At 72.0% G+C, this 24,254-nt stretch carries 23 protein-coding genes and 1 riboswitch; of the genes, 19 read left to right on the plus strand and 4 right to left on the minus strand.

The window, feature by feature from the left end:
* Positions 1–23 precede the first annotated feature (23 nt).
* Genes D2L64_RS00715 through D2L64_RS00735 form a run of 5 tightly spaced genes read left to right on the plus strand, consistent with a single transcriptional unit; the run spans position 24 to position 4,002 of the window.
* Positions 24–779: an SRPBCC family protein gene (locus tag D2L64_RS00715; RefSeq protein ID WP_119572474.1), complete on the plus strand. Its 756-nt coding sequence runs from the start codon at positions 24–26 to the stop codon at positions 777–779.
* On the plus strand, positions 772–1,170 hold the full coding sequence (locus D2L64_RS00720; RefSeq protein ID WP_119572475.1) for a cupin domain-containing protein: 399 nt from the start codon (positions 772–774) through the stop codon (positions 1,168–1,170). Before D2L64_RS00715 ends, D2L64_RS00720 begins: the two co-directional genes overlap by 8 nt.
* The gene (locus tag D2L64_RS00725) at positions 1,167–2,441 is read left to right on the plus strand and encodes a beta-ketoacyl-[acyl-carrier-protein] synthase family protein (RefSeq protein WP_119572476.1); all 1,275 of its coding nucleotides are present in this window, start codon (positions 1,167–1,169) and stop codon (positions 2,439–2,441) included. Before D2L64_RS00720 ends, D2L64_RS00725 begins: the two co-directional genes overlap by 4 nt.
* Positions 2,438–3,694: a beta-ketoacyl synthase N-terminal-like domain-containing protein gene (locus D2L64_RS00730; protein ID WP_119572477.1), complete on the plus strand. Its 1,257-nt coding sequence runs from the start codon at positions 2,438–2,440 to the stop codon at positions 3,692–3,694. The genes D2L64_RS00725 and D2L64_RS00730 overlap by 4 nt, the downstream gene beginning before the upstream one ends.
* Positions 3,691–4,002, plus strand: coding sequence for an antibiotic biosynthesis monooxygenase family protein (locus tag D2L64_RS00735; RefSeq protein ID WP_119572478.1), 312 nt, complete (start codon positions 3,691–3,693; stop codon positions 4,000–4,002). The genes D2L64_RS00730 and D2L64_RS00735 overlap by 4 nt, the downstream gene beginning before the upstream one ends.
* A gap of 752 nt (positions 4,003–4,754) precedes the next feature.
* On the opposite strand, the gene D2L64_RS00745 is transcribed toward D2L64_RS00735, so the two are convergent.
* Entirely contained in the window at positions 4,755–5,984 is a 1,230-nt protein-coding gene (locus tag D2L64_RS00745) for a phospholipase D-like domain-containing protein (RefSeq protein ID WP_119572810.1), read from the minus strand.
* 342 nt (positions 5,985–6,326) lie between these two features.
* On the opposite strand from D2L64_RS00745, the gene D2L64_RS00750 reads away from it, so the two are divergent.
* From D2L64_RS00750 to D2L64_RS00790, 8 genes are all read left to right on the plus strand, one after another.
* A complete protein-coding gene (locus D2L64_RS00750) occupies positions 6,327–8,720 on the plus strand; it encodes a sensor histidine kinase (protein WP_325049892.1) in 2,394 nt (797 codons plus the stop codon).
* Positions 8,713–9,135 carry a roadblock/LC7 domain-containing protein gene (locus tag D2L64_RS00755; protein WP_119572480.1) on the plus strand — a complete coding sequence of 141 codons (423 nt, stop codon included), beginning with the start codon at positions 8,713–8,715 and terminating at the stop codon, positions 9,133–9,135. The genes D2L64_RS00750 and D2L64_RS00755 overlap by 8 nt, the downstream gene beginning before the upstream one ends.
* On the plus strand, positions 9,132–9,569 hold the full coding sequence (locus D2L64_RS00760; RefSeq protein WP_119572481.1) for a DUF742 domain-containing protein: 438 nt from the start codon (positions 9,132–9,134) through the stop codon (positions 9,567–9,569). The genes D2L64_RS00755 and D2L64_RS00760 overlap by 4 nt, the downstream gene beginning before the upstream one ends.
* Complete coding sequence (locus tag D2L64_RS00765; protein WP_119572482.1) at positions 9,553–10,143, plus strand: GTP-binding protein; 591 nt, start codon at positions 9,553–9,555, stop codon at positions 10,141–10,143. The genes D2L64_RS00760 and D2L64_RS00765 overlap by 17 nt, the downstream gene beginning before the upstream one ends.
* Positions 10,144–10,210: 67 nt before the next feature.
* The gene (locus D2L64_RS00770; RefSeq protein ID WP_119572483.1) at positions 10,211–11,182 is read left to right on the plus strand and encodes an ABC transporter substrate-binding protein; all 972 of its coding nucleotides are present in this window, start codon (positions 10,211–10,213) and stop codon (positions 11,180–11,182) included.
* Between the two features lie 159 nt (positions 11,183–11,341).
* On the plus strand, positions 11,342–11,620 hold the full coding sequence (locus tag D2L64_RS00775; RefSeq protein ID WP_119572484.1) for an excalibur calcium-binding domain-containing protein: 279 nt from the start codon (positions 11,342–11,344) through the stop codon (positions 11,618–11,620).
* A gap of 379 nt (positions 11,621–11,999) precedes the next feature.
* Positions 12,000–12,260 carry a hypothetical protein gene (locus D2L64_RS00785; protein WP_111242354.1) on the plus strand — a complete coding sequence of 87 codons (261 nt, stop codon included), beginning with the start codon at positions 12,000–12,002 and terminating at the stop codon, positions 12,258–12,260.
* Positions 12,261–12,370: 110 nt separating this feature from the next.
* Positions 12,371–12,619, plus strand: a complete 249-nt coding sequence (locus D2L64_RS00790; protein WP_119572485.1) for a hypothetical protein — start codon at positions 12,371–12,373, stop codon at positions 12,617–12,619.
* A 51-nt stretch (positions 12,620–12,670) separates the two neighbouring features.
* Here D2L64_RS00790 and D2L64_RS00795 read toward each other — a convergent pair whose 3' ends face one another.
* Together D2L64_RS00795 and D2L64_RS00800 are read right to left on the minus strand one after the other, a co-directional pair.
* Positions 12,671–14,107, minus strand: a complete 1,437-nt coding sequence (locus D2L64_RS00795) for a glycine hydroxymethyltransferase (RefSeq protein ID WP_119572486.1) — start codon at positions 14,105–14,107, stop codon at positions 12,671–12,673.
* Between the two features lie 18 nt (positions 14,108–14,125).
* Positions 14,126–14,215: riboswitch (ZMP/ZTP riboswitch) on the minus strand.
* A 49-nt stretch (positions 14,216–14,264) separates the two neighbouring features.
* Entirely contained in the window at positions 14,265–15,740 is a 1,476-nt protein-coding gene (locus D2L64_RS00800) for a S8 family peptidase (protein ID WP_119572812.1), read from the minus strand.
* 124 nt (positions 15,741–15,864) lie between these two features.
* Here D2L64_RS00800 and D2L64_RS00805 point away from each other — a divergent pair, with 124 nt between their 5' ends.
* Entirely contained in the window at positions 15,865–17,241 is a 1,377-nt protein-coding gene (locus D2L64_RS00805; RefSeq protein ID WP_158603426.1) for an acyltransferase family protein, read from the plus strand.
* 37 nt (positions 17,242–17,278) lie between these two features.
* Positions 17,279–18,250: a DNA polymerase domain-containing protein gene (locus D2L64_RS00810; RefSeq protein ID WP_119572488.1), complete on the plus strand. Its 972-nt coding sequence runs from the start codon at positions 17,279–17,281 to the stop codon at positions 18,248–18,250.
* An 18-nt stretch (positions 18,251–18,268) separates the two neighbouring features.
* On the opposite strand, the gene D2L64_RS00815 is transcribed toward D2L64_RS00810, so the two are convergent.
* Positions 18,269–18,703 carry an Lrp/AsnC family transcriptional regulator gene (locus tag D2L64_RS00815; RefSeq protein ID WP_407663047.1) on the minus strand — a complete coding sequence of 145 codons (435 nt, stop codon included), beginning with the start codon at positions 18,701–18,703 and terminating at the stop codon, positions 18,269–18,271.
* A 176-nt stretch (positions 18,704–18,879) separates the two neighbouring features.
* Here D2L64_RS00815 and pdhA point away from each other — a divergent pair, with 176 nt between their 5' ends.
* From pdhA to D2L64_RS00835, 4 genes are all read left to right on the plus strand, one after another.
* The gene (pdhA, locus tag D2L64_RS00820) at positions 18,880–20,046 is read left to right on the plus strand and encodes a pyruvate dehydrogenase (acetyl-transferring) E1 component subunit alpha (RefSeq protein WP_119572490.1); all 1,167 of its coding nucleotides are present in this window, start codon (positions 18,880–18,882) and stop codon (positions 20,044–20,046) included.
* Complete coding sequence (locus D2L64_RS00825) at positions 20,046–21,062, plus strand: alpha-ketoacid dehydrogenase subunit beta (protein ID WP_119572491.1); 1,017 nt, start codon at positions 20,046–20,048, stop codon at positions 21,060–21,062. The genes pdhA and D2L64_RS00825 overlap by 1 nt, the downstream gene beginning before the upstream one ends.
* Entirely contained in the window at positions 21,059–22,528 is a 1,470-nt protein-coding gene (locus tag D2L64_RS00830; RefSeq protein WP_119572492.1) for a dihydrolipoamide acetyltransferase family protein, read from the plus strand. Before D2L64_RS00825 ends, D2L64_RS00830 begins: the two co-directional genes overlap by 4 nt.
* A 271-nt stretch (positions 22,529–22,799) precedes the next feature.
* Positions 22,800–24,059 (plus strand): L,D-transpeptidase, encoded by a 1,260-nt coding sequence (locus D2L64_RS00835; protein WP_119572493.1) that lies wholly within the window; start codon positions 22,800–22,802, stop codon positions 24,057–24,059.
* Positions 24,060–24,254 lie beyond the last annotated feature (195 nt).

The raw sequence follows: 24,254 nt of genomic DNA on the forward strand, positions 1-24,254 counted from the left end.
CCCGCACACCCGAGGAGTGAACGATGACCGTCACCGACGGCCGCCCGCTGACCGAGGAGATAACCGACATCCTGGTGGCCAACTGCGGATTGGACCCGGGTGTCGCCGCCCGGTCGCCGGCCGCCTCCCTGGAGGAGCTGGGGATGGACTCCCTGGCGCTGCTCGAACTCTCCGCCGTGGTCGCCGACCGGTGGCGGGTGAGCATTCCGGAACAGGCCGGCCAGCTGAGCATCCCGGCGGTGGCCGACCTGGTGGCCCGGCGGGCCGCCGCACCGGCACCCGCCGCCGGTGCGCCCGGACACACCGAGAACAGCATCGTCATCGCCGCGCCACTGGAACTGGTCTGGACGGTCACCAACGACGTGGCTGGTTGGCCCGAGCTGTTCACCGAGTACGCGAAGGCGGAGATCCTCGGCCGCGACGGCGACACCGTCCGGTTCCGGCTCACCATGCACCCCGACGAGAACGGGGTGGCCTGGAGCTGGGTCAGCGAACGTACCCCCGACCGGGCCGGTCGGCAGGTACGGGCCCGCCGGGTGGAGACCGGACCGTTCGAGTACATGCGGATCCACTGGACGTACACCGAGGAAGCCGAGGGTGTCCGGATGACCTGGGTGCAGGACTTCGCCATGAAGCCCTCCGCGCCGGTGGACAACGCCGGCATGACCGAACGGATCAACACCAACAGCGTGGTGCAGTTGGCCGTCATCAAGGAACGCATCGAACGGCTCGCCGCCCGGCGGGCCGCAGTGGACGTCACCGGAGGCGACGATGAGTGACCTGGCCCTGGTGGCGGCCCGGGACGTACCCGCCGACCGCCGCCGCGGCGGCGAGCTGCGGGTGCTGCTCGGCCCCCGGACCGTCGGCAGCACCTCCGGCTTCATGGGCGTGGCCACCATGGCCCCCGGTGAGCGGATCGCCGAGCACTACCACCCGTACAGCGAGGAGTTCCTCTACCTCGCCCGCGGCGCCATCACCGTCGACCTCGACGACGAACCGGTGCCGCTGACCGCCGGTGAGGCGCTGTTCGTGGCCCGCAACGTCCGGCACCGGTTGCGCAACACCGGTGACGTCCCCGCCGAGGTGGTCTTCCACCTCGGGCCGTTGGCCCCCCGCCCGGAACTCGGCCACGTCGACACCGAGCTGGTCGAACAGCGGGACGGGTCGTGACCGGCCGGCGCACGGTGGTGACCGGCATCGGGGTGGTCGCCCCCGGCGGCGCCACCCGGGACCGGTTCTGGAAGAACATCACCGAGGGACGTACGGCGACCCGCCGGATCAGCTTCTTCGACCCGGCACCGTTCCGCTCGCAGATCGCCGCCGAGTGCGACTTCGACCCCGACGCGGCCGGGCTGACCCCGCTGGAGCGGCAGCGCGCCGACCGGTACGTGCAGTTCGCCCTGGCCTGCGCCGCCGAGGCGGTCGCCGACAGTGGACTGGAGCTCACCGACACCGAGCGCGACCGGGCCGGCGTGGTGCTCGGCACCGCGGTCGGCGGCACCATGGCGCTGGAACAGGAGTACGTGACGGTCAGCGACAGCGGCCGGCGCTGGCTGGTCGACGCCGCGCTCGGCGGACCGTACCTGTACCAGGCGCTGATCCCGAGCAGCCTCGCCGCCGACGTGGCCTGCCGGCACGGGCTGCACGGCCCGGCCCAGGTCGTCTCCACCGGCTGTACGTCCGGCATCGACGCGATCGGTTACGCCCATCAGCTCATCGCCGACGGGGAGGCCGACATCGTGCTGACCGGCGCCGCCGACTCGCCGATCTCCCCGGTCACCGTTGCCTCCTTCGACGCGATCAAGGCCACCAGCCCGGACAACGACGATCCGGCGCACGCCAGCCGCCCGTTCGACGCCGACCGGCGCGGGTTCGTGCTGGCCGAGGGGGCGGCGGTGCTGGTGCTGGAGGAGGCCGGGCACGCCCAGCGGCGCGGCGCGCACGTCTACTGCGAGGTCGCCGGCTACGCCAGCCGCAGCAACGGCTACCACATGACCGGGCTGCGTCCCGACGGCGTGGAGATGGGGCTGGCCATCACCGACGCGATGCGGCAGGCCAGGATCGCGCCAGCGGACATCTCCTACATCAGCGCCCACGGCTCCGGCACCCGGCAGAACGACCGGCACGAGACGGCCGCGTTCAAACGGGCGCTCGGGTCGGCGGCGTACCAGGTGCCGATCAGCTCCATCAAGTCGATGGTCGGGCACTCGTTGGGTGCCATCGGCTCCATCGAGATGGCCGCCTGCGCACTGGCCATCGAGTACGGCGTGGTGCCACCCACCGCCAACTGGACCACCCGCGACCCGGAGTGCGACCTGGACTACGTACCCAACGAGGCGCGCGACGTGCCGGTGGACGTGGCGCTCTCGGTCGGCAGCGGGTTCGGCGGTTTCCAGTCGGCGATGCTGTTCCGCCGGCTGGGCCGCGAGGCGGCGGCGTGACCGAGCAGCGCCGCCGGGCGGTGGTGACCGGTATCGGGGTGGTCGCGCCCAGCGGCATCGGCGCCGAGGCGCACTGGCGGACGGTGTTGTCGGGGCAGCGCCGCACCGGTCCGGTCACCCTGTTCGACGCCACCGGCTACCCGACCCGGCTCGGCGGCGAGGTGCCGGACTTCGACGCCTCCCGGTACACCGACAACCGGATCCTGGTGCAGACCGACCGCTGGACCCACCTCGGGTTCGCGGCCACCCGGCTGGCGCTGACCGACGCCGGACTGCCCGAACGGGCCTCCGACCCGTACGGCTGGGCGGTCACCATGGCCAGTTCCTCCGGCGGCAACCTGTTCGGCCAGCGGGAGCTGCAACGGCTCTGGTCGTCGCCGACCCGCACGGTCGGGGCGTACCAGTCGATCGCCTGGTTCTACGCGGCCAGCGTCGGGCAGCTCTCCATCGGGCACCAGGCGAAGGGCCCGTGCGGGGTGCTGGTGACCGAGGCGGCCGGCGGCCTGGACAGCCTGGCCCACGCCGTACGTACGGTCCGGCGCGGCGCCTCGGTGGTGCTCGCCGGGGCGACCGAGTGTCCGCTCAGTCCGTACGCGTTGGCCTGCCAACTGCGTTCCGGCCTGCTCAGCGACGTCACCGACCCGGAACGGGCGTACCGGCCGTTCGACGCCGCCGCCAGCGGCTACCTGCCGGCGGAGGGCGGCGCGGTCTTCGTCGTCGAGGAGTACGAGCACGCCCTCGCCCGGGGCGCCCGCAGTTACGGCGAGGTGACCGGCTGGGGCGCCACCCACGACGCGGTGCACACCACCGCCGAGAGCGGCGGCGACCCGCACCAGTACGCCCGCGCGATGCGCCTGGCGTTGGGTCGCGCCGGGGTCGAACCGGGGGACGTGGACCTGGTGGTCCCCGACGCGCTCGGGGTACCCCGTTTCGACCGCGCCGAGGCGACCGCGCTGCGTGCCGCCTTCGCCGGCACGGCACCCCCGGTGAGTACCCACAAGACGTTGACCGGGCGGGCCCACCAGGGCGGCTCGGCGCTGGACGTGGCCACCGCGCTGCTCGCCTTCGCGCACGACACGCTGCCCGCCTCGGCCGGCCCCGACCGGGTTGCCGACGGCTGTGACCTGGACTTCCTGCGTGAGCGTCGGCGGCCACGCTCCCGGGTGGCGATGGTCTGTGCCCGTGGCTTCGACGGTTTCAACAGTGCGCTGGTGCTGCGTGGGTCGGCGCCGGCCGGAGAGGAGCGACGATGACGCGAGGACGAGTGGTGTTCCTGATCCGGGTGCCCGCCGCCCGCACCGACGACTTCCTGCGGGCCTACGAGGCGGTCCGCCACCTGGTCGCCGCCGGGGTGCCGGGCCACCTGGTCGACCAGGTGTGCCGCTCGGCCACCGACCCGGAGCAGTGGCTGATCACCAGCGAGTGGGCCGACCTGGCCGACTTCGAGGCGTGGGAACGCAGCCCGGAGCACCGTGACCTGGTCCGGCCGATGCGGGAGTGTTTCACCGACGCCCGGTCGCTGCGCTTCCACGTACACGCCCAGACCCCCGTCCCGGCCTGACCGGGCGCCACGTAGGGTGGCGGACCGCTCGCCGAGGGTCGGCACACGGGGTCGATCTTCCTCGCCGAACCGTGCGCCGACAATCCCGCGAGTCGCCCTTTCTCCGTTGTCCATTCGCACGTCGCAATGCCCGCGACGGCTGCCGTAGGGTTCCGGCAACTACGCGGAGACACGATCGCGTCGACATCGAGTGGTGGACGGTGGACATCTCATGACCAGCCCGCTGCGTTTCCCCGCCGACCCTCCCTTCGCCGGGCCCGCCGCCGACCGACTGCCCAACGCCGCCGACCGGATGTGGCACCGGCCCGTGCCGGGTGCCGCGGCGGCGCCCGCGGGCCCGGCGGAGCCGTCCACGACCGGCGGCCCGGCGGAGCCGTCCACGACCGGCGGCCCGGCGGAGCCGTCCACGACCGGCGGCCCGGCGGAGCCGTCCACGACCGGCGGCCCGGCGGAGCTGGCCACGGCCGGCGGCCGGGGGCCGGCCGGGACGCGCGTCGGCCCGCACCCGGACGGGATGTCCAGGTACGGGCCGGGGTCAGCGCGGCGGGCGGGCGGATAGCCGAGGACGCAGTTCGGCTGGGCGGAGGCAGATCCGCGGGTAGGCGTGATTTCACCCTGAAATTTTTATTTCACCATGAAATCAGCGCTCTGAAGGTAACCCTCTCCCGGGCTGCCAGCCACGGCGCCAGCGCCGATCATCCACCGCTGCCTATCGATCACCGACCCGCCGCACCCCGACTTCGAGACACGAGCTAGTCGCAGGCCACCGGGGCGGACTTGGTCCAGAGCGCGCGGAACAGGTCGATGTAGCGGTTGGTGACCCATCCGTCGATGATCCGCAGCATCGCGTCGTTGCCGTTGTAGTTGGAGTTCGCGGTCAGGTTGTACGAGCCGACGAAGACCGCCTTACGCCACTGGCCGGCGTACTTCGCGTCGATCAGCAGCAGCTTGTTGTGGTTGACGGCGTCGCATTTGACGTCGTTGGCGTGTACGCCCTGAAGCACCACCAGGTTGTTCCGGTGCGCCTGGTCCTGGGTGAGGACCTTGACGTCACAGCCGATGTTCCGCAGCCGCTTCAACTGGTCGGCGATCTCGCGGATGTAGACCGTGTCCGCGTCGACGTTGCTCGCCAGCATCCACACCCGGTCGTTGCCCGGCGCGCACTCGGTGACTCCGGCCAGCACGCCGACCAGGGGCCGCTTGTTGTACTGCGGGAAGAAGTACGCCCGCGAGCTGTCGTTGCTGCCGTAGATCGACTTGTCGTCGTCGCCCCAGGTCACCCCGTCCCACGTCCAGTTGCCGACGTACAACCGGCGCCAGTAGTTGACGTACGCGGAGAACAGCGCGCTGTCGTCGCGGACGATCAGCATGTTCTGCGAGTGCTGGTACTGCTTGGTGTCCAGGTTGGACGCCGACTGCATGACCAGCTTGGTGTCGCCCTTCTTGATCAGGACGAACTTGTTGTGCATGACCCCGATCTGGCGCCCGTCCGGGTGCGTCATGCAGGAGGTGTCGGTGGGGGTGCCGTCGACCGTCTTGAAACACTGCCTGAAGTTGATATTCGCCGCTCTGAGCTTGCTGACGATGGCCGGGTCGACGTGCTTCTGGCCCAGCACGACGCGGACACTCACGCCACGCTGGGCGGCCCGCACGAGCGCGTCGGCCAGTCGGCCGCCCTCACCCGTGTTGGACCAGGCGTACATCGCTATCCGGATGTAGTCGCCGCTCTGCGGCGAGTCGGCGGTGGCGTCGACCTTCGCCTTGATCTTCCGGACGAGCAGCGTGTCGCCCTCGTCGTTCGGGCCGCCCGGCGTTCCGTAGGTCACGCAGACCTCGTAGTTGCCCTGCTCCGAGCAGATCCCCTGGGTGGCTGCTGCCGCTGCCGCCGCCGGCGCCCCCGCCCACGCCGTGGTAAGCAGCACCGTCGCCACGCTGGCCAGGGCCAGTCGGGCGCGGGCCCTGGTCTTCCAACTGTTCTCCATCGCGGAATCCTGACAGAGCATGATCCACTCGGCAACCCCGTCGATGGATCGGCACCACCGCGAACAGGCCGGCAGGGCGGTCGCGGTGGCCATGGTGTCGTTTACGGACAGTGCTGACGTGGCCGTGGGAGCGTGCGCACGGACTGGACCGTTCGGTTGACCGGTCGCGGCTGGACGGACGGAACCGCAGCTCCGACCCCACGACAATCGCACCGAAGGGTTGTGGGACCGCGTCGCTGCCGGAATATTGCACTGATCAAATCCCCCGATGCCGCCGCACCGGCCCGCGGCCGTGCGCTGATTGGAGTACGGGTGTCCACTCAGCACTCCGACCAGCCGGGCCTGCCGGCGACCCGCCGCCCTGCGGGCACGACAAGGAACACCATCCGCGGTCGGCTGGTCGGCATCATCGCCCTGCCGGTGGCGGCCGTCCTGCTGCTGCTCGGCTACGTGACGGTGATCGAGGTCTCGGAGTACCGGGCCGTCCGGACCGCCAGCGAGTCGGTGACGCTGGCCCTCGCCGTACAGGAGCTGACCCAGGAACTACAGACCGAGCGTGGACTCACCGCCGGCCTGCTCGGTGGGAACACCGGTTTCCGCAACGAGATCGCACCGGCTCGGGACCGGGTGGACCAGCGGAGGCAGGCGGTCGAGACGGCGATCGCCGGCGGCGGTGCGGTGGCGGCCCGGGTCGCTTCGGCGGTGCGGGAACTCGACGGGCTAGCCGTGGTCCGTGCCGCCACCGACGGCGGCAGTGCCGGCCGTGCGGCGACCTTCGACTTCTTCACCGAACGCATCGCCACCCTCAACGGCGTCGACTTCGGTCTCGACGCGGCGGACGACCCGGAGCTGCACCGCCAGGTGTCCGCACTGGATGCCCTCAGCCGGATCAAGGAGAGCACCGCCCAGCAGCGCGCGTTCCTCAACGGGGTGTTCTCCGCCGGTGGCTTCGCCGAAGGTGAGTTCCTGCAGTTCGCCGAGATGCGCGCGACCCGGCAGGCGGCACTGGCCGAGTTCGAGGAGTACGCCACCGCCGAACAGCGGGCCGCCAACGACTGGGTGCTGGACACCGGCGCCGCCCGGGTGGCCAACCACTTCGAACAGGTCGCGCTCGATTCCGCCGACGGCCGGCGGGTGCAGGTGAACCCGCAATCCTGGTGGTCGGCGCTGACCACGGTGCTGGATGGGCTGCGGCAGTTGCAGGAACACGTCGGCGCGGAGATCGAGGCGCGGGCCGCGGAACGCCAGCGCGAGTCCACCGGGCGGCTCGTCGGGGTCGGCGTACTGGTGATGTTCTTCCTCTCCGGCGCGGTGGCCCTGCTGGTGCTGGCCTCCCGGTCGATCACCCGGCCGCTGGCGATGCTGGCCGCCGAGGCCCACGAACTCGCGGCGAACCGGCTGCCCGCCGCAGTGCGCCGGCTGCAGGACGGTGACGACGCGGGTACCCCGCAGGCACCCACCCCGGTCCGGGTGCCGCCGCGAGCCAGTACCGAGATCCGCTCGGTGGCCGGCGCCCTCGACCAGGTGCAGGAGGTGGCCTTCCGGCTCGCCACCGAACAGGCCCTGCTGCGCCGCAGCACCACCGACTCACTGGCCAACCTCGGTCGCCGTAACCAGAACCTGCTCCGCCGCCAGCTCGGCTTCATCACCAAGTTGGAACGTGAGGAGACCGACCCGACCGGGCTGGCCAACCTCTTCGAGCTGGACCACCTGGCCACTCGCATGCGTCGTAACGCGGAGAGCCTGCTGGTGCTGGTGGGTGCCAGCGGACCCCGCCAGTGGGCGAATCCGCTCGCGATCTCCGACGTGATCCGGGCCGCCATCTCCGAGGTCGAGGAGTACCGGCGGGTCCAGCTGCGCCGCATCGACGACGCCTGGGTGGTCGGGGCCAACGTCAGCGCGGTGGCCCACCTGCTCGCCGAACTGGTCGAGAACGGCCTGACCTTCTCACCGCCGGACGCGGACGTGGAGATCCAGGGCCGCCGCCACGGCGACGGCTACCTCATCGCCGTCACCGACCAGGGCCTCGGCATGTCGCCGGAGGACCTGGCCGAGGCCAACGCGCGGCTGCGCGGCGAGATCGACTTCGTCTCCGCGCCGACTCGCTACCTCGGCCACCACGTGGTCGGCCAACTGGCCCAGGACCTCGGCATCGACGTCCACCTGGCACCGTCCCCGGTCACCGGCGTGACCGCCCGGGTGGTCCTGCCGCACAGCCTGCTCAGCCGCCCGAACGCGATCACCCCGCCGCCGGGATCCGCCGATGGCGACTCGACGCCGATCGCCATCGCCGCCGCGGACCCGGCGGACTCCGGCAGGGTGCCGCCGGCCAACCCGCCGCGTCGGCCCGCCGCCCGCGCGGTGACGGCGGGGGAGGGCAGCGGCGTCGGCCTGCCCGGCGCCGGGGCGCCGGCGATCCCGGTGCAGTCGGTCGTCGGCCGGCCCGCCACCATCCCCGGCGAACTGGCCGGTGCCGGGACGGTTGCGGAGCGGACCACCAACGGACTGCGCAAGCGGCTGCCCCGCGACCGGCGCACCGCAACGCCCGAGCAGGTGACGGCCCGGCCCGTGCCCGACCAACGTCCGGCCGCCCTCGACGACTCGCCCACGCACGTCCGGGACCGGTTGACCGCGCTGCGCGCCGGGACATTACGCGGCCAGACCGCACGGTCGGCGCCCGAGACCGCGCCTGGCGACGAGACCGCGACCGACTCCTGGGGGGCCCGCAATGGTTGACGTGCAAACCGATCCACACCAGTTGAACTGGCTGCTGGCGAACTTCGTCCGGCAGACCGACGGCGTACGGGACAGCGTCGCGGTCTCCTCCGACGGTCTGCTCGTCGCCGTCTCCGCCGGCCTGGACCGGGGTGCCGGGGACCAGCTCGCCGCGATCGTTTCCAGCATGGCCAGCCTGGCCCGGACCGCCTCCCGCAAGTACGACTTCGACGGGCTGAAGCTCATCATGATCGAGATGAGGCGGGGTTTCCTGCTGGTGTCGGCGATCAGCGACGGCAGCTGTCTGGGGGTGCTCGCCGACGGTGACTGCGACCTGGGTCTGGTCGGGTACGAGATCTCGCTGCTCGCCGACCGGTTCGGTGCCATCCTGACCCCGGCACTGATCTCCGAGTCGCGACGGGTGCTGCCCCGGTGAGTGGCGGGGGACCGCGGCTGCCCGACCCGCGAATGATCCCGTACTGGGCGCCCACGCCCACGCCGCCCGACGCGGCCCGGGAGTCCGGATCCGCGTCCGAGGCCGAGCCGGTGGATGACGCGGCAGTACGGCCCTTCCTGCTCACCGGCGGGCGCACCCGCCCGGTGCAGGACGGGCTTCGGGTGGAGACGCTGCTCAATGCCCAACCGGCGGCGCTCTCCGCGCCGTTGCGCTTCGAGGCCCGGCGGATCGTCGAGCTGTGTCAGCGGCCCACCACAGTGGCCGACCTCGCGGTGGCGCTACGGGTGCCACTCGGTGTCACCCGGGTGCTTGTCGCGGACCTGCTGATCGAGGGCTATCTGCACCGTACGGAACAGGGCGAGCTGTCCGTCGAGATGATCGAGAGGATCCGGGACCGTGTCCGCGCTCTCTAGCCAGCCGCCCGCGCCCACCGCGGTGAAGATCGTGGTCAGTGGCGGGTTCGGCGTCGGCAAGACCACCTTCGTCGGGGCGGTGTCGGAGATCGAGCCGCTGGTCACCGAGGCCGACATGACCGAGGTCTCGGTGGGTGTCGACGACATCTCGGTGGTCGCCGGGAAGACCACCACGACGGTGGCCCTGGACTTCGGTCGGATCAGCCTCGACGAGTCGCTGCTGATGTACCTCTTCGGTACCCCCGGGCAGGACCGCTTCGCCTTCCTCTGGGACGACCTCGTGGACGGCGCCCTCGGGGCGGTCGTGCTGATCGACACCCGGCGGATCGAGGACTGCTTCCCCGCCATCGACTACTTCGAGGACCACCGCATCCCGTTCCTGCTGGCGGTCAACAACTTCGAGACCGCCCGCCGGTTCGACCTGCCCGAGGTGCGGGAGGCGCTCGGCGTCGCGGACGAGGTGACGCTGGTGGAGTGCGACGCCCGGGACCGGGAGTCGGTCAAGCAGGTGCTGGTGGCGCTCACCGAGGTGGTGCTGGCGCAACGCCTGGCCCGGGCCGGCGTGTCCCGGTGACAGCACGCCGCTCCGCCGACCGGTGCGGTTGTGCCCGGGGCGCCACGACGAGGAGGAGACAGTGACGATGCGCAGGTCAGGCTGGATCAGGGCGGCGGCCATCGTCGGTTCGGCCGTGCTCGTGCTGGCCGGCTGCGCGGCCGACATCGCCCCCCGGGTGGCGGCACCGGGCCCGCCGGAGCGGACCGAGTGCGGCACCCTGACGCTGGCGAACCTGCCCTGGGTCGGCTACGAAGCCAACCTCGCCGTCGTCGGCTATCTCGCCGAGACCCGGCTCGACTGCACCGTGGTGGTGAAGGATCTCACCGCGGAGGACGCCTGGGCGCAGGTCGCGGCCGGCGAGGTCGACGTCATCCTGGAGAACTGGGGCCGCGAGGCGCTGAAGAAGCGCTACATCGACGAGGAACGGTCCGCCGTCGAGCACGGCATGACCGGGAACCGGGGAGTCGTCGGCTGGTACGTCACGCCGTGGCTGGTGGAGCAGTATCCGGGCATCACCAACTGGAAGAATCTCAACGACTACGCGTACCTGTTCCGCACCCCCACCTCGAACGGCAAGGGCGCCCTGCTCGGTGGCGACCCGTCCTACGAGACCAACGACCGTGCGTTGATCCGTAACCTGAAGCTGGACTTCACGGTCAGCCTCACCGGCAGCGAGGAGAAGCTGATCGAGGCGTTCCGGGCGGCGGAACGCGACCGTCGGCCGGCGATCGGCTACTTCTACGCGCCACAGTGGTTCCTGGCCGAGGTCGACCTGGTGCACGTCAGACTGCCCGCGTACACGCCCGGCTGCGACTCCGACCCGGAGAAGGTGGCCTGCGACTACCAGCCGTACGACCTCGACAAGATCGCCAACCGGGAGTTCGCCGAGTCGGGGAACCCGGCCGCCGAGATGATCAAGAACTTCCAGTGGACCAACGCCGACCAGAACGAGGTGGCCCGCTACCTCACGGTCGACAAGCTGTCCCGCGACGAGGCGGCGCAGAAGTGGCTCGACGCGAACCCGGAGGTGTGGCAGCCCTGGCTACCCACCGGCTGAACGCTGGGTCTGCCGCCTCGGTCGGTGGTTTGGCCGGGCTGCCCGATCGGTGCTTGGAATGTCACCGTACGTCGCGACAGCTGGGTCTCGCGGAGGTCCAGGTATCGCGGGCGGACGCGATAGCGTGCTCGTCCACGACGATCCCTTGAGGAGGCTGGATTGGTTTCCAGGCTGGTCCGGGCAGCACTTGTTGTTGCGTTGGTGCTTGGCGGCGGTTCCCTGGCCGTGGTGTCGCCGGCGCAGGCCGCGGCACCCAAGTTCAAGAATTGCGCCGCGATGCACAAGAAGTACAAGCACGGTGTGGGTAAGAAGGGTGCGCGGGACAAGGTTCGCGGCAAGACGAAGCCGGTGACCAACTTCAAGGTTTCGACGGCGATCTACAACGCCAACACCAAGCTCGACCGCGACAAGGATGGAGTTGCCTGCGAGAAGCGGTGACACCAGCGACCGGTTGGGGCACTCCGGCATGCGCGTACGGGACCGTTGATCGTTCGGCCCGCGCGGGTGCCGGAGTGTCCTTCTGGTTCTGGGCAGCCACGGTGCGCGGCGGTCCGCGGGCCACTCTCGAAACTGATGTGCTGGCGCCGACGGTACGGGTCGGCGAAGGTGGACCGCATGCAGAGCCCCTCGTGCGCGCGCTGGCCCTGCTCGCCGCGGAGCTGCACGACGCGTTGGCGCTGGCCGGCTGCGCCCACCCGGCCGAGGCCCGGACGCTGCGCACCGTCGTACCGGGCTGACCGCGCGGCGCGACGCACCGCGTTCATCCGTACGCAACGTGTGACGGCAGTCCTGTCGCCGTCCTGGTTGGATGGTCATAATGGGCGGCATGATTGCCTGGGAGTACGCCCTGCTGGTCCGCCGGTACCAGGGACAGGGCCGGAATTTTCACGTCACCTTCGTCTGGTACGGGCCGGACGGGTCCCGAAAGGACGTCACCGCCTACGGCGACACCGCGGTCGCACACCTCAACCGGGTCGGCCGGGAGGGCTGGGAGTTGGTCACGGCGGCCGAGGACGTGAACAACGTGCAGGGCAGCACCGAGGTGCACCGCTACCACCTCAAACGCCCACTCAACTGAGCGTCACCACCCTCCGGGATCGCGTTGACGGTGCATCCTCGACTCGCCACGCTAGGTAGACGAACGTCGATGCATGGGCGTCGGCGCGGACGTGGTGCCGGGGGTAGAAGATGATCAGGCGAAGGATGGCGGGGGCGCTGGCGGCGCTCGCGATGGTGGGCACGGCGCTGGTCGCCGGTGCGGCGCCCGCCCAGGCGGATCCGCCGGGCGGGACGCTGCGCGGCGTCTACTACGACTACTGGTTCTGCCAGTCGTACGGTCGGCAAGGCGTGGCGGAGCAGCGCTGGGACTGGTGGTACTGCGAGCAGAGCGCCAGCCCGCAGAGCGCCCAGTGGTTCCTGTGGACGTTCAACTACTGACAGACCGCGCGGTCCCGCCGGTCCGGTGCGCGGACCGGCGGGACCGCCCCGTCAGGACAGCTCGACGTCGGGGTAGAGCGGGAAACCGGTGAGCAGCTCGCCGGCCTGCCGGCTGACCTTGTCGGCGAGCGCCGGGTCCAGCACGTACTTGGCCTTCGAGGCGGTGCCGTCGGGGTTCGTCCCGGCGGTGGTCTGGCTCAGCACGGTGTGGATCAGCTCGGCGGTGCCGTCCATCTCCGCCGTGCCCAGCCCCCGGGTGGTCAGCGCCGGGGTGCCGATCCGGATACCGGAGGTGTACCAGGCCCCGTTCGGGTCCTGCGGCACCGCGTTGCGGTTGGTGACGATGCCCGAGTCCAGCAGCGCCTGCTCGGCCTGCCGGCCGGTCAGCCCGTACCCGGTGACGTCGATCAGCACCAGGTGGTTGTCGGTGCCGCCGGTGACCAGCTTCGCGCCCCGGCGCAGCAGCCCGTCGGCCAGAGCCTGGGCGTTGTCCACGATGCGCCGGGCGTAGTCGGCGAAGTCGGGCCGGCGCGCCTCGGCCAGCGCGACCGCCTTGGCGGCCATCACGTGCGGCAGCGGACCGCCGAGCACCATCGGGCAGCCCCGGTCCACCTGGTCGGCCAGCTCCGGGCCGCAGAGCACCATGCCGCCGCGCGGGCCGCGCAGCGACTTGTGCGTGGTGGTGGTGACGATGTGGGCGTGCGGCACCGGGTCGAAGTCGCCGGTGAAGACCTTGCCGGCGACCAGCCCGGCGAAGTGGGCCATGTCCACCATGAAGGTGGCGCCGACCGAGTCGGCGATCTCCCGCATGATCCGGAAGTTCACCCTCCGGGGGTACGCCGAGTAGCCGGCGACCAGCACCAGCGGCCGGAACTCGCGGGCCGCCTCGGCGACCCTGTCGTAGTCGACCAACCCGGTGGCCGGGTCGGTGCCGTAGCTGCGCTGGTCGAACATCTTGCCGGAGATGTTGGGCCGGAAACCGTGGGTGAGGTGGCCGCCGGCGTCCAGGGACATGCCGAGCATCCGTTGGTCGCCCAGCTCCCGGCGGAGCGCGAACCAGTCGGCCTCGGACAGGTCGTTGACGTGCCGGGCCTGCGCCCGCCGCAACGCCGGTGCCTCCACCCGGTCGGCCAGGATCGCCCAGAACGCCACCAGGTTGGCGTCGATCCCGGAGTGCGGCTGCACGTACGCGTGCGCCGCGCCGAACAGCTCCCGGGCGTGCTCGGCGGCCAGCGCCTCGACGGTGTCGACGTTCTGGCAGCCGGCGTAGAAGCGGCGGCCCACGGTGCCCTCGGCGTACTTGTCGCTGAACCAGTTGCCCATCGCCAGCAGGGTGGCCGGCGAGGCGTAGTTCTCGCTGGCGATCAGCTTGAGCGACTCGCGCTGGTCGGTCAGCTCGGCCCCGATCGCGTCGGCGACCCGCGGCTCGACCGCCCGGATGACCTCCAACGCGCTGCGGAACGCGGTGGATTCGGCGTTGCGCGACATGCGACCTCCTGAAGATGTGCGGAAGGCCCAGGCGCTCGGCGTGCGTCCTCGTGACGGGGCCGCTTCCCGATGGTGCTCCATCCCCACGCGCCAGTCACGGCCCGTGGCCGATCCTACCGGGTGGGCCACCCGCCCTCGGCGCCCACCGCCGGTCGGGTCACCGCACCGCCCGGTCCGCGTTGACCAGGCCCGCGCCGTAGAAGCCGTTGCGGACACCGCCCCGGCAGGTGGCCGTACCCGCGGTCGGGCTCGGCAGCAGCGGCACCGGGTCGTACCCGCCGGCCGGGCACGGCCGGGCCACGGCGGTGCGCTCCAGCAGCTCCGACAGCTGCCCGGCCGTCAACTCCGGGTGGGCGGACAGCGCCAGCGCCGCGACGCCGGTGACGTGCGGGCTCGCCATCGAGGTGCCCTGCTTCCAGCCCCAACCGTCGGTCCGGGTCACCGTGTTGTACGTGGTCGACAGGACCGTGTCGGCGGTGGTCGAGGTCCGCCCCCGGGTACGCGTCCGGCTGTCGCCACCGGGCGCGGTCACGTCGACGACCCCCTGCCCGTACGAGGAGTAGTAGCTCTTGCGCCCGGTCGGCCCGACCGCCGAGACGGTCACCACGCCCGGTGCCTGCGCCGGCAGGACGCGACAGGCGGCGTCGATCTCGCGTAGCTCGCTGTCGTCCGGGCCGCCCGCCTCGGCGAACGGGTGCGCCAGGTCGCGGTTGGCGTTGCCGGCCGCGGCCACCGTGAGTACGCCCCTGCTCCACGAGTAGTGGATGGCCCGCTGCACCGCCTGCCAGACCGGGCGCTGCCGCGGGTCGCTGCGGCAGTTCAGCTCCCACGGGTCGAGGTGGTAGCTGTTGTTGGTCAGCCGCATCCCGTGTTCGGCTGCCCAGACGAAACCGCAGATCGCAGCCTCCGGATAGACGTACCCCTCGTTGTCGACGATCTTCACGGCGGCCACCCGGACCCCGGGGGCGACACCGGCGACGCCGATCCCGTTGCGGGCGGCGGCGATGATCCCGGCGACGTGGGTGCCGTGGTCGGAGGTGGTGGGGTTCCACGCCGCCTCGCTGGTGTCGGGCACCCCGCCGAGGCACGAGGCGCTCTGCTCCCGGGCGATCTGGTCGGCCAGGTCCGGGTGGCTGCTGGAGATGCCGCTGTCCAGTACGCCGACCACCACGTCGGCGCTGCCGGTGGTGACCAGGTGGGCTCGCGGTACGTCGATCATCGCCAGGTTCCACTGCTGACCGGCCAGCGGCTCGGCGGTCGGGTCGCCGGTGGCCTCGGCGATCTCGGCGGCGGTCAGCTCGACGGTGTCGCCCTCGTTCAGCACGGTACCCAGGCCGGCGGTCGACGCCACGGACTCGACACCCGGGCCCGCCACGTCGGTGACGAAGGCGGGGTTGGCCGAGTGGACGACGAGCACGCCGATCTGCCGGTAGTCGGCCACCACCGTGCCGTCGGCGGCGGAGACCCGGGCGGTGGCCCGCTCGACCGTGCCACCCTGTGGTGCCAACACCAGGTAGGTGGCCTGCGGGCCGATGGCCGAGGCGGTGACCGGGGCCCCGGCGGCGCCGGCGAGGCCGGCGCCGAGTGCCGCGGTGGTCGCCGCGACGACTGCTGTGCGACCGAGGTTGTTCACACCGTCTCCAGCGCCCCTTTCCCGAGTCGCGTTACACCTTGGGTGCCGATTGCTCGCGGAGTGTCAGAACACTCGCCGGCGTCAGGACACCGGAACCGGCCGGGTCGGTGATAGCGTGCGCGCGGTGGGAAGCATCCTGCGCCGGCTCACCCGGCGGCACGGAACCCTGGCGGAGCTGCTCACCGGACGCGGCAACGGCATCGGGCTGATCCGGCTCGTGCTGGCCCTGGCCGTGGTCACCTCGCACGCCAGACCGCTCGGGTTCGGCGCCAGCGACCTCGGCCACCACCTGTTCAACCGGCAGACCAACGTGGGGACGATGGCCGTCTACGGCTTCTTCGTACTCTCCGGACTGCTGATCACCCGCAGCGCCCGCCGGACCGGCCTCGGCCGCTACCTGTGGCACCGCGGCCTGCGGATCTTCCCCGCGCTCTGGGTCTGCCTGCTGGTCACCGCGCTGCTGGTGGCACCGCTGGTGGCGCTGCGCGAGAACGGCACCGTCGCGGGCTTCTTCGACGAGCCGTGGGAGCCGGGCGGCCCGCTGGCGTACGCCCAGGCGAACTGGTGGACCGGTGTACGGCAGTACGGTATCGAGGGGTTGCTGGCCGAGACCACTCCGTGGGGGCGCCGGACCGGCGACAGCATCTTCAACGGCGCGCTCTGGTCGCTGAAGTACGAGATGCTCTGCTACCTGGCGGTGTTCGTACTCGCCGCGACGGCGGTACTCCGCCAGGCCCGGCGCTTCGTGCTGGCGCTGGCGGTCGCCCTCTATCTGGCCATCGCGGCGAACTGGTGGAGCACCGGACGCTGGACCGGCCCGGCCAAGACGGTCAGCGGCAGCGTCGAGCTGCCGTTGCTCGGCAACGTCGGCTACCACTGGCTGCTCTACCTGGGGTTCCTCTTCGCCCTCGGGGCCAGCTTCGACCTATACCGGGAGCGGGTGCCGGTCAACGACCTGCTCGGCCTCGGCTCGGCGGCGCTGCTGGCCGGCTCCCTGTTGGTCGGCGGCTTCGCCGTGCTGGGCCTGCCCGCCTTCGCGTACCTGCTGATCTGGATGTCGGTCCGGATGCCGCGCCGGCTGCACGCCGTGGGTCGACGCAACGACTACTCGTACGGCATCTACATCTACGGCTTCGTCGGCCAGCAGGTGATGGCCAGCCTGGGCTGGAGTCGGTGGGGTTTCGTGCCGTTCGTGCTGCTCTCCGTGGCCGTGGCCGGGGCGGCGGCCGTCCTGTCCTGGAAGCTGGTCGAGCAACCCGCGCTGCGGCTCAAGGACTGGACGCCGTCGCCGGTGGTCCGGCTGTCCCGCCGGTGGGCCCGGCCGCGGCCACCCGCGGGCGTGGCGCCGCGGCCCGCCGTCGCGGTGCCCGCCGTGGTTCCGGCACCCGCCGTGGCGTCGGTCGGCGGGTCGCCCGGCTCGGCCGGCTCCGGGGCAGGCAGGGCGGGCGAGCCGGGGCCGCCGGTGGACGCGCCGACCGGGCGGTTCGGCGTACCGCGGTAGTCCGCCCCGGCCCGTCGTCGCGGCGTACCCTCGGTGGGTGGCGACGGCGGCCGAGGAGATCCAGGTGGGGCAGCGGACGGTCCGCGTCTCCAGCCCGGACAAGCCGTACTTCCCCCAACGCGGACTGACCAAGCTCGACGTGGTGCGCTACTTCCTCGCCGTCGGCGACGGCATCCTGCGCGCGCTGCGGGACCGGCCGACCATGCTGGAACGGTGGCCGCGCGGCGTCTTCGAGGGCGCCACGATCGCCACCCGGCAGGACAACCGGGGCGACGCGTTCTACCAGAAGCGGGTGCCGTCGGGCGCCCCCGACTGGGTGGGCACCGCGCACATCACCTTTCCCAGCGGCCGGACCGCCGACGAGGTGGCCCCGGGTGAACTGGCGGTGGTGATCTGGGCGGTCAACCTGGGCACCCTGCGCTTCCATCCCTGGCCGGTGACCCGGGCCGACGTGGAGCGGCCCGACCAGCTGCGCATCGACCTGGACCCGCTGCCCGGGGTGGGGTTCGACCAGGTGGTGCCGGTGGCGCACGAGGTGCGTGGGTTTCTCGACGAGTTGGGCCTGACCGGCTACCCCAAGACCTCCGGCGGCCGTGGCCTGCACGTCTACGTGCCGATCGAGCCCCGGTGGAGTTTCGGCGACTGCCGGCGTGCGGTCCTCGCGTTGGGCCGCGAGCTGCAGCGGCGCCGCCCCGACCTGGTCACCACCACCTGGTGGCGTGAGCAGCGGGACCGGCCGGTCTTCGTCGACTACAACCAGATGGCCCGTGACCACACCATGACCTCGGCATACTCGATCCGGCCGACACCGGCGGCCCTGGTCTCCGCGCCGCTGGACTGGGCCGAGCTGGACCAGGCCCGTCCGGAGGACTTCGACGTCACCACCATGCCGGGCCGGTTCGCCGAGCGCGGTGACCCGCACGCCGGCCTGGACACCCGTTCGTACTCGCTGGAGCCGTTGCTGGCCCTGGCCGACCGCGACGGTCTGGAGGCCCCGCCGGAACGCTGAGGCGAGCCCCACCGGGGCTCACGCCCAGGGGCTGGTCTGCCCGTCGTACTCCTCGAAGACCAGCCAGCTGCGGGTGGAGAGCACCCCGGCGATGCGTTGCACCCGGTCCAGCACCACGTCCCGCAGCGTGGCGTTGTCCGGCGCCCGGACCAGGGCGAGCACGTCGTGCTCACCGCTGAGCAGGGCCACGTGCTCGACGTAGCGCACCTGCGCCAGCTCCGCCGACACCTCCCGCCAGGTGTCCTGCCGGATGGTCAACGCGATGTACGCCGACGTGCCCAGCCCGGCGGGCTCCGGCGCGACCCGAGCGGTGAACCCGGTGATCGCACCGTCCCGGACCAGCCGCTCCATACGCGCGTACGCGTTGGTCCGCGAGACGTGCACCCGTTCGGCCAAGGTACGGATGGAGATCCGGCCGTCGCGGGTCAACTCGTCGAGGATGCGCCGGTCCACCTCGTCGAGGCCGGGTGCCGAACGTCCCGTACCACCGGTCACCGGCCCCCTGTCTACGGTCTCCTGGCCCACATCAATCCTCCCGTGATGCCATTCATCCCGCCTTCACGGGCCATCTTGAGTCAATCATCCGACCAAAGGAGCATAGGGCCACCACACGTCCAGGAGGTTCCGCCGTGACGACCACCCCCCAGGCGGCCCGCAGGGCATCCCCGCGGAAGCGCCGGCCGGCCACCCCGGCCGCGCCCGACCCGTCCGCCGAACTGCTGCCCCAGGCCGAGCCCGTCCGGTTGCTCGACCCGGACGGCACCACCCTGCCGCCCCGCGCCGACTACCCCGAGCCGCCCGTCGAGGCGCTGCGCGAGATGTACCGGCGGATGGTCGTCGGGCGGCGCTTCGACGCACAGGCCACCGCGCTGACCAAACAGGGTCGGCTGGCCGTCTACCCGTCCTCCCGGGGTCAGGAGGCGTGCCAGGTCGGCGGGGTCCTCGCGCTGCGCGACGACGACTGGGTGTTCCCCACCTACCGTGAGTCGATGGCGCTCACCGCCCGGGGCATCGACCCGGTCGAGGTGCTCACCCTGCTGCGCGGGGACTGGCACTGCGGGTACGACCCCACCGAGGTGCGCACCGCCCCGCAGTGCACCCCGCTGGCGACCCAGTGCGTGCACGCCGCCGGGCTGGCCTACGGCGAGTCGTACCAGGGCCGCGACACCGTGGCGCTGGTCTACATCGGTGACGGCGCCACCAGCGAGGGCGACTTCCACGAGGGGGTCAACTTCGCCGCCGTGTTCAAGGCGCCGGTGGTCTACTTCGTCCAGAACAACCGGTACGCGATCAGCGTCCCGCTGTCCCGGCAGACCGCCGCACCGACCCTGGCGTACAAGGGCGTCGGCTACGGCGTACCCAGCGAGCAGGTCGACGGCAACGACCCGGTCGCCGTGCTCGCCGTACTCAACCGGGCGGTCGCGCACGCCCGGGCCGGCAAGGGGCCGTACCTGGTGGAGGCGCACACCTACCGGATGGAGCCGCACACCAACGCCGACGACCAGACCCGTTACCGCGACCCCGACGAGGTCGAGGCGTGGCGCGACCGTGATCCGATCGTCCGGCTGGAGAGCTACCTGCGGGCCCGCGGCGTGCTCGACGACGCGGCCGTCGCCGAGATCGCCGAGCAGGCCGAGGCGTACGCCGCGCGGCTGCGCGAGCGGATGAACAGCCAACCCACCGTCGACCCGCTCAGCCTCTTCGAGCACGTCTACGCGCGGCCCACCCCGCAGCTGGTCGAACAGCGGGAACAGGTCCGTGCCGAACTCGCCGCGGCGCAGGAGGAGGACGCCTGATGGCCACCATGACCATGGCGAAGGCGCTCAACGCCGCGCTCGCCGACGCGATGCTCGACGACGAGCGGGTCGTCGTCTTCGGCGAGGACGTCGGCCAGCTCGGCGGCGTCTTCCGGATCACCGACGGGCTCCAGGCCCGCTTCGGCGACAAGCGCTGCTTCGACACCCCGCTCGCCGAGGCCGGCATCGTCGGTTTCGCGGTCGGACTGGCCATGTCCGGGCTGCGGCCGGTGGTCGAGATGCAGTTCGACGCCTTCGCGTACCCGGCGTTCGAGCAGATCGCCTCGCACGTGGCGAAGCTGCGCAACCGCACCCGGGGCGCGTTGAGCGTGCCGATGGTGATCCGGGTGCCGTACGCCGGCGGCATCGGCGGGGTGGAGCACCACTGCGACTCCTCCGAGGCGTACTACGCGCACACCCCGGGTCTGAAGGTGGTCACCCCGGCGACCGTCGCCGACGCGTACTCGCTGCTGCGCGAGGCGATCGACGACCCGGATCCGGTGGTCTTCATGGAGCCGAAGAAGCTCTACTTCGGCAGCGCCGAGGCGGAACTGCCGGCCCGTACCGAGCCGTTCGGCCGGGCGGTCGTCCGCCGGCCCGGACGCGACGCCACCCTGGTCGCGTACGGCCCGGCGGTGCCGGTCGCGCTGGAGGCCGCCGAGGCCGCCCGGGAGGAGGGCTGGGACCTGGAGGTGGTCGACGTACGCACCATCGTGCCGTTCGACGACGCCACCGTCACCGCCTCGGTCCGGCGCACCGGCCGCTGCGTGGTGATCCAGGAGGCGCAGGGCTTCGCCGGTGTCGGCGCGGAGATCGCCGCCCGCGTGCAGGAGCGCTGCTTCCACGCCCTGCACGCCCCGGTGCTGCGGGTCTCCGGCCTGGACATCCCGTACCCCGCGCCGATGCTGGAGCACACCCACCTGCCCTCGGTCGACCGGGTGCTCGACGCGGTGGCCCGGCTGCAGTTCGACGACCAGCCCGACGGGCGCTGGCTGGCCGAGGGCAGCGCGGCATGAGCGAACAGGTCTTCCTGCTGCCCGACCTCGGCGAGGGGCTCACCGAGGCGGAGATCGTGCACTGGCGGGTCGCGGTCGGCGACGTGGTCACCGTCGACCAGACCGTGGTCGAGGTCGAGACCGCCAAGGCCGTCGTGGACGTACCCTGCCCGTACGCCGGCCGGGTCGTCGCGCTGCACGGCGCGGAGGGTGAGGTCCGCCCGGTCGGCCAGCCGCTGATCACGGTGGCCGGGCCGGGGACCGACGGGTCCACGACCGAACCGTCCGGGCACGCCGTCTACCGCGAGGAGGAGCGGGCCGGATCCGGCAACGTCCTGATCGGCTACGGCACCGGTCACGGCGGCCGCTCGCGGCGACGCCGTCGTGCCGGGCTCGCCCCGGCCACCCACGCCACCGCCCCGGCCGCGTCGCAGGTCGCGCCGGACCCGGCCGCATCGCCCGTCGCGCTGAACCCGGCCCCGCCGCCCGCCGTCGGACCGCATCCAACCGCCCCGGCCGGGCCGCAGCCGGTGACGGCGGCCGCGGTCCTGGTCATCTCGCCGATCGTGCGACGGCTGGCCCGCGACCATGGCGTGGACCTGCGCGCGGTGCGGGGCAGCGGTCCCGGTGGGGTGGTCCGGCGGGCCGACGTCGAAGCGGCGGCCGACGCGCTGGCCCGCGGTGCCGGGACACCGGTGCCGCAGGCCAGCGGCGTGCACGCCGACCGGCCGGCGGCAGCCGTCGGGGTGGCGGCCGGGCAACCGGCCCACGTCGGGCTCGCCCCGGCCGGCGCGGCGGACCTGGTGATCCCGCTGACCGGCATCCGCAGGGCGATCGCCGACAAGCTCTCCCGCAGCCGGCGGGAGATTCCCGAGGTGACCATCTGGGTGGACGCCGATGCCACCGCGCTGCTGCAGACCCGGGCCGCGATCAACGCGGCCCGTCCCGACCAGCCGGTGAGCATCCTGGCCCTGCTCGCCCGGATCTGCCTGTCGGGGCTGCGTCGCTACCCGCAGCTCAACGCCCGGGTCGACACCGAGGGGCAGCGGATCATCCAGTCCGCCGGGGTGCACCTGGGGATCGCCGCGCAGACCGACCGTGGCCTGGTCGTACCGGTGCTGCGCGACGCCGACCGGCTCACCACCGCGGAGCTGGCCGCCGAACTGGCCGCCACCACCACGGCGGCCCGGGCCGGTGGACTGCCGCCAGCCCGGCTCACCGGCGGGACGTTCACGCTGAACAACTACGGCGTGTTCGGCGTCGACGGCTCCACCCCGATCATCAACCACCCCGAGGCGGCGCTGCTCGGCGTGGGGCGCATCGTGGACAAGCCGTGGGTGGTCGACGGCCAACTCGCGGTGCGTAAGGTGACCCAGCTCAGCCTCACCTTCGACCACCGGGTCTGCGACGGCGGGGTGGCCGGGGGCTTCCTGCGGCACGTCGCCGACTGCGTCGAGCAGCCGGCGCTGCTGGTCGCCGCCGTCTGACTCCGGCTTCCGGCCCACGCGCCCGGCGTCGTCGTAACGGACGCCGGGCGCGTCCGTCCGCACCGGTGAGGCCCGGGCGTACGCGGGGCGGGCCGGGACACCGGCCCCGTTCCGCCCGCCGTCGCCCTGTTCGGCATTGGCGGCGCGTTCTGGAGCAGATTTCCAGAAAAGCTCTCGCATTGTGTGCCTGCTCTTCTCGGAAATTGCGAAACCGTCGGTGTCGGGCGGAGAGAATGTGGCGGAGGACGGAGCAATAACGGGGGGACGCATCATGATGTTGAGGCGGCGACTGACGCTGTTGGCGGTGACCGTGGCAGCGGCACCCCTGGCCCTGGGGGCGTGCACCGGTGACCGCAGACCGGGCCAGCCCGCCGAGGCGCGGGTCAACCCGGAACTGGTCGTGACCCCCGCCGAGGGTACGCGTGACGTGCCGATCAGCGGTGAGATCGGTACCGACGTCAAGCACGGGCGGGTCACCGCCGTGCGGATCACCGACGACAAGGGCGGCACGGTCGAGGCGGAGCCACGTGAGGACGGCACCGGCTGGGTGCCGAACAAGCCGCTGGAGCCGAAACGCACCTACACCGCCGAGGTGACCGCGACCGGTGATTCGGGCACCACCGTCACCCGGAGGACGACCTTCACCACCCAACCGAAATCGTCGAAACCGGCGATCACCAGCGTCCTGTATTTCGCCGGCAACCGGACGTACGGCACGGCGATGCCGGTAACCGTGGCGTTCGACCCGCCCATTCCGAAAGAGGCCAGGGCGGACGTACAACGGCGCCTGTTCGTGAAGACCGACCCGCCGCAGCCGGGCGCCTGGTCCTGGGTCTCCGACGGCAGTCAGGTCTACTACCGGGCGCCCGACTTCTGGCGGCCGGGTACGACGATCAACGTCCGCTCGGCGTTGGAGGGCCTGCCGATCGGCAAGGAGTACGTGGGCGACACCGACAAGCGGGCGACCTCGAAGATCGGCCGGCAGGTCGAGTTGGAGATCGACAACGCGACCAAGCAGATGTCGGTGTTCCAGGACGGCAAGTTGCTGCGCAGACTGCCGGTCAGCCTCGGTAAGCCGAGCACCCCGACCTCCAGCGGCAAGATGGTGATCATGGAGAAGCTCGAGTTCACCACGTTCGACACCCGGGGTTCGGCGGACCCGTACGTGGTCGACGTCGAGGACGCGCAGCGGCTCACCTGGCGCGGCGAGTTCATCCACGGCGCACCCTGGTCGGAGGGGGACCAGGGCAACACCAACGTCTCGCACGGCTGCACCAACCTCTCCGCGGCCAACGCCGACTGGTTGATGGGCATCACCCAGGTCGGCGACCTCGTCACCGTCAAGGGCACCGAGGTCCAACTCGACGAGGGCAACGGCTGGACCGCCTGGAACGTCAGCTGGGACCAGTTCACCAAGGGCAGCGCCCTGCCCGTACCGGCCAACCTGCGGCCCACGCCGACCCAGGCGCCGGACCCGGGTGCGGTGGCCGGTGGCTCGCCGGAGCCGGCCCCGTCCGCCAGCGGCGGCTGACCGGACCGTACCCGCCGGGCCGGCCCGCACGGGCCGGCCCGGTCGCGGTTGCGGTGACCCGGCGTCGCCTTCGCGGCGGTGGCCGGATCGTCGAGCCGGGGATGTTCCCTAGGGTGGAGCGGGTGGGCCTGCGGGTCTTGCCCTGGATCTACCCCGAACCATCGCTCGGCAGGGGGAAAGTGTCGGGGCCGGCGG

Origin of the sequence: Micromonospora radicis (assembly GCF_003583405.1) — a bacterium.
In the GTDB taxonomy this organism is placed as follows: domain Bacteria; phylum Actinomycetota; class Actinomycetes; order Mycobacteriales; family Micromonosporaceae; genus Micromonospora; species Micromonospora radicis.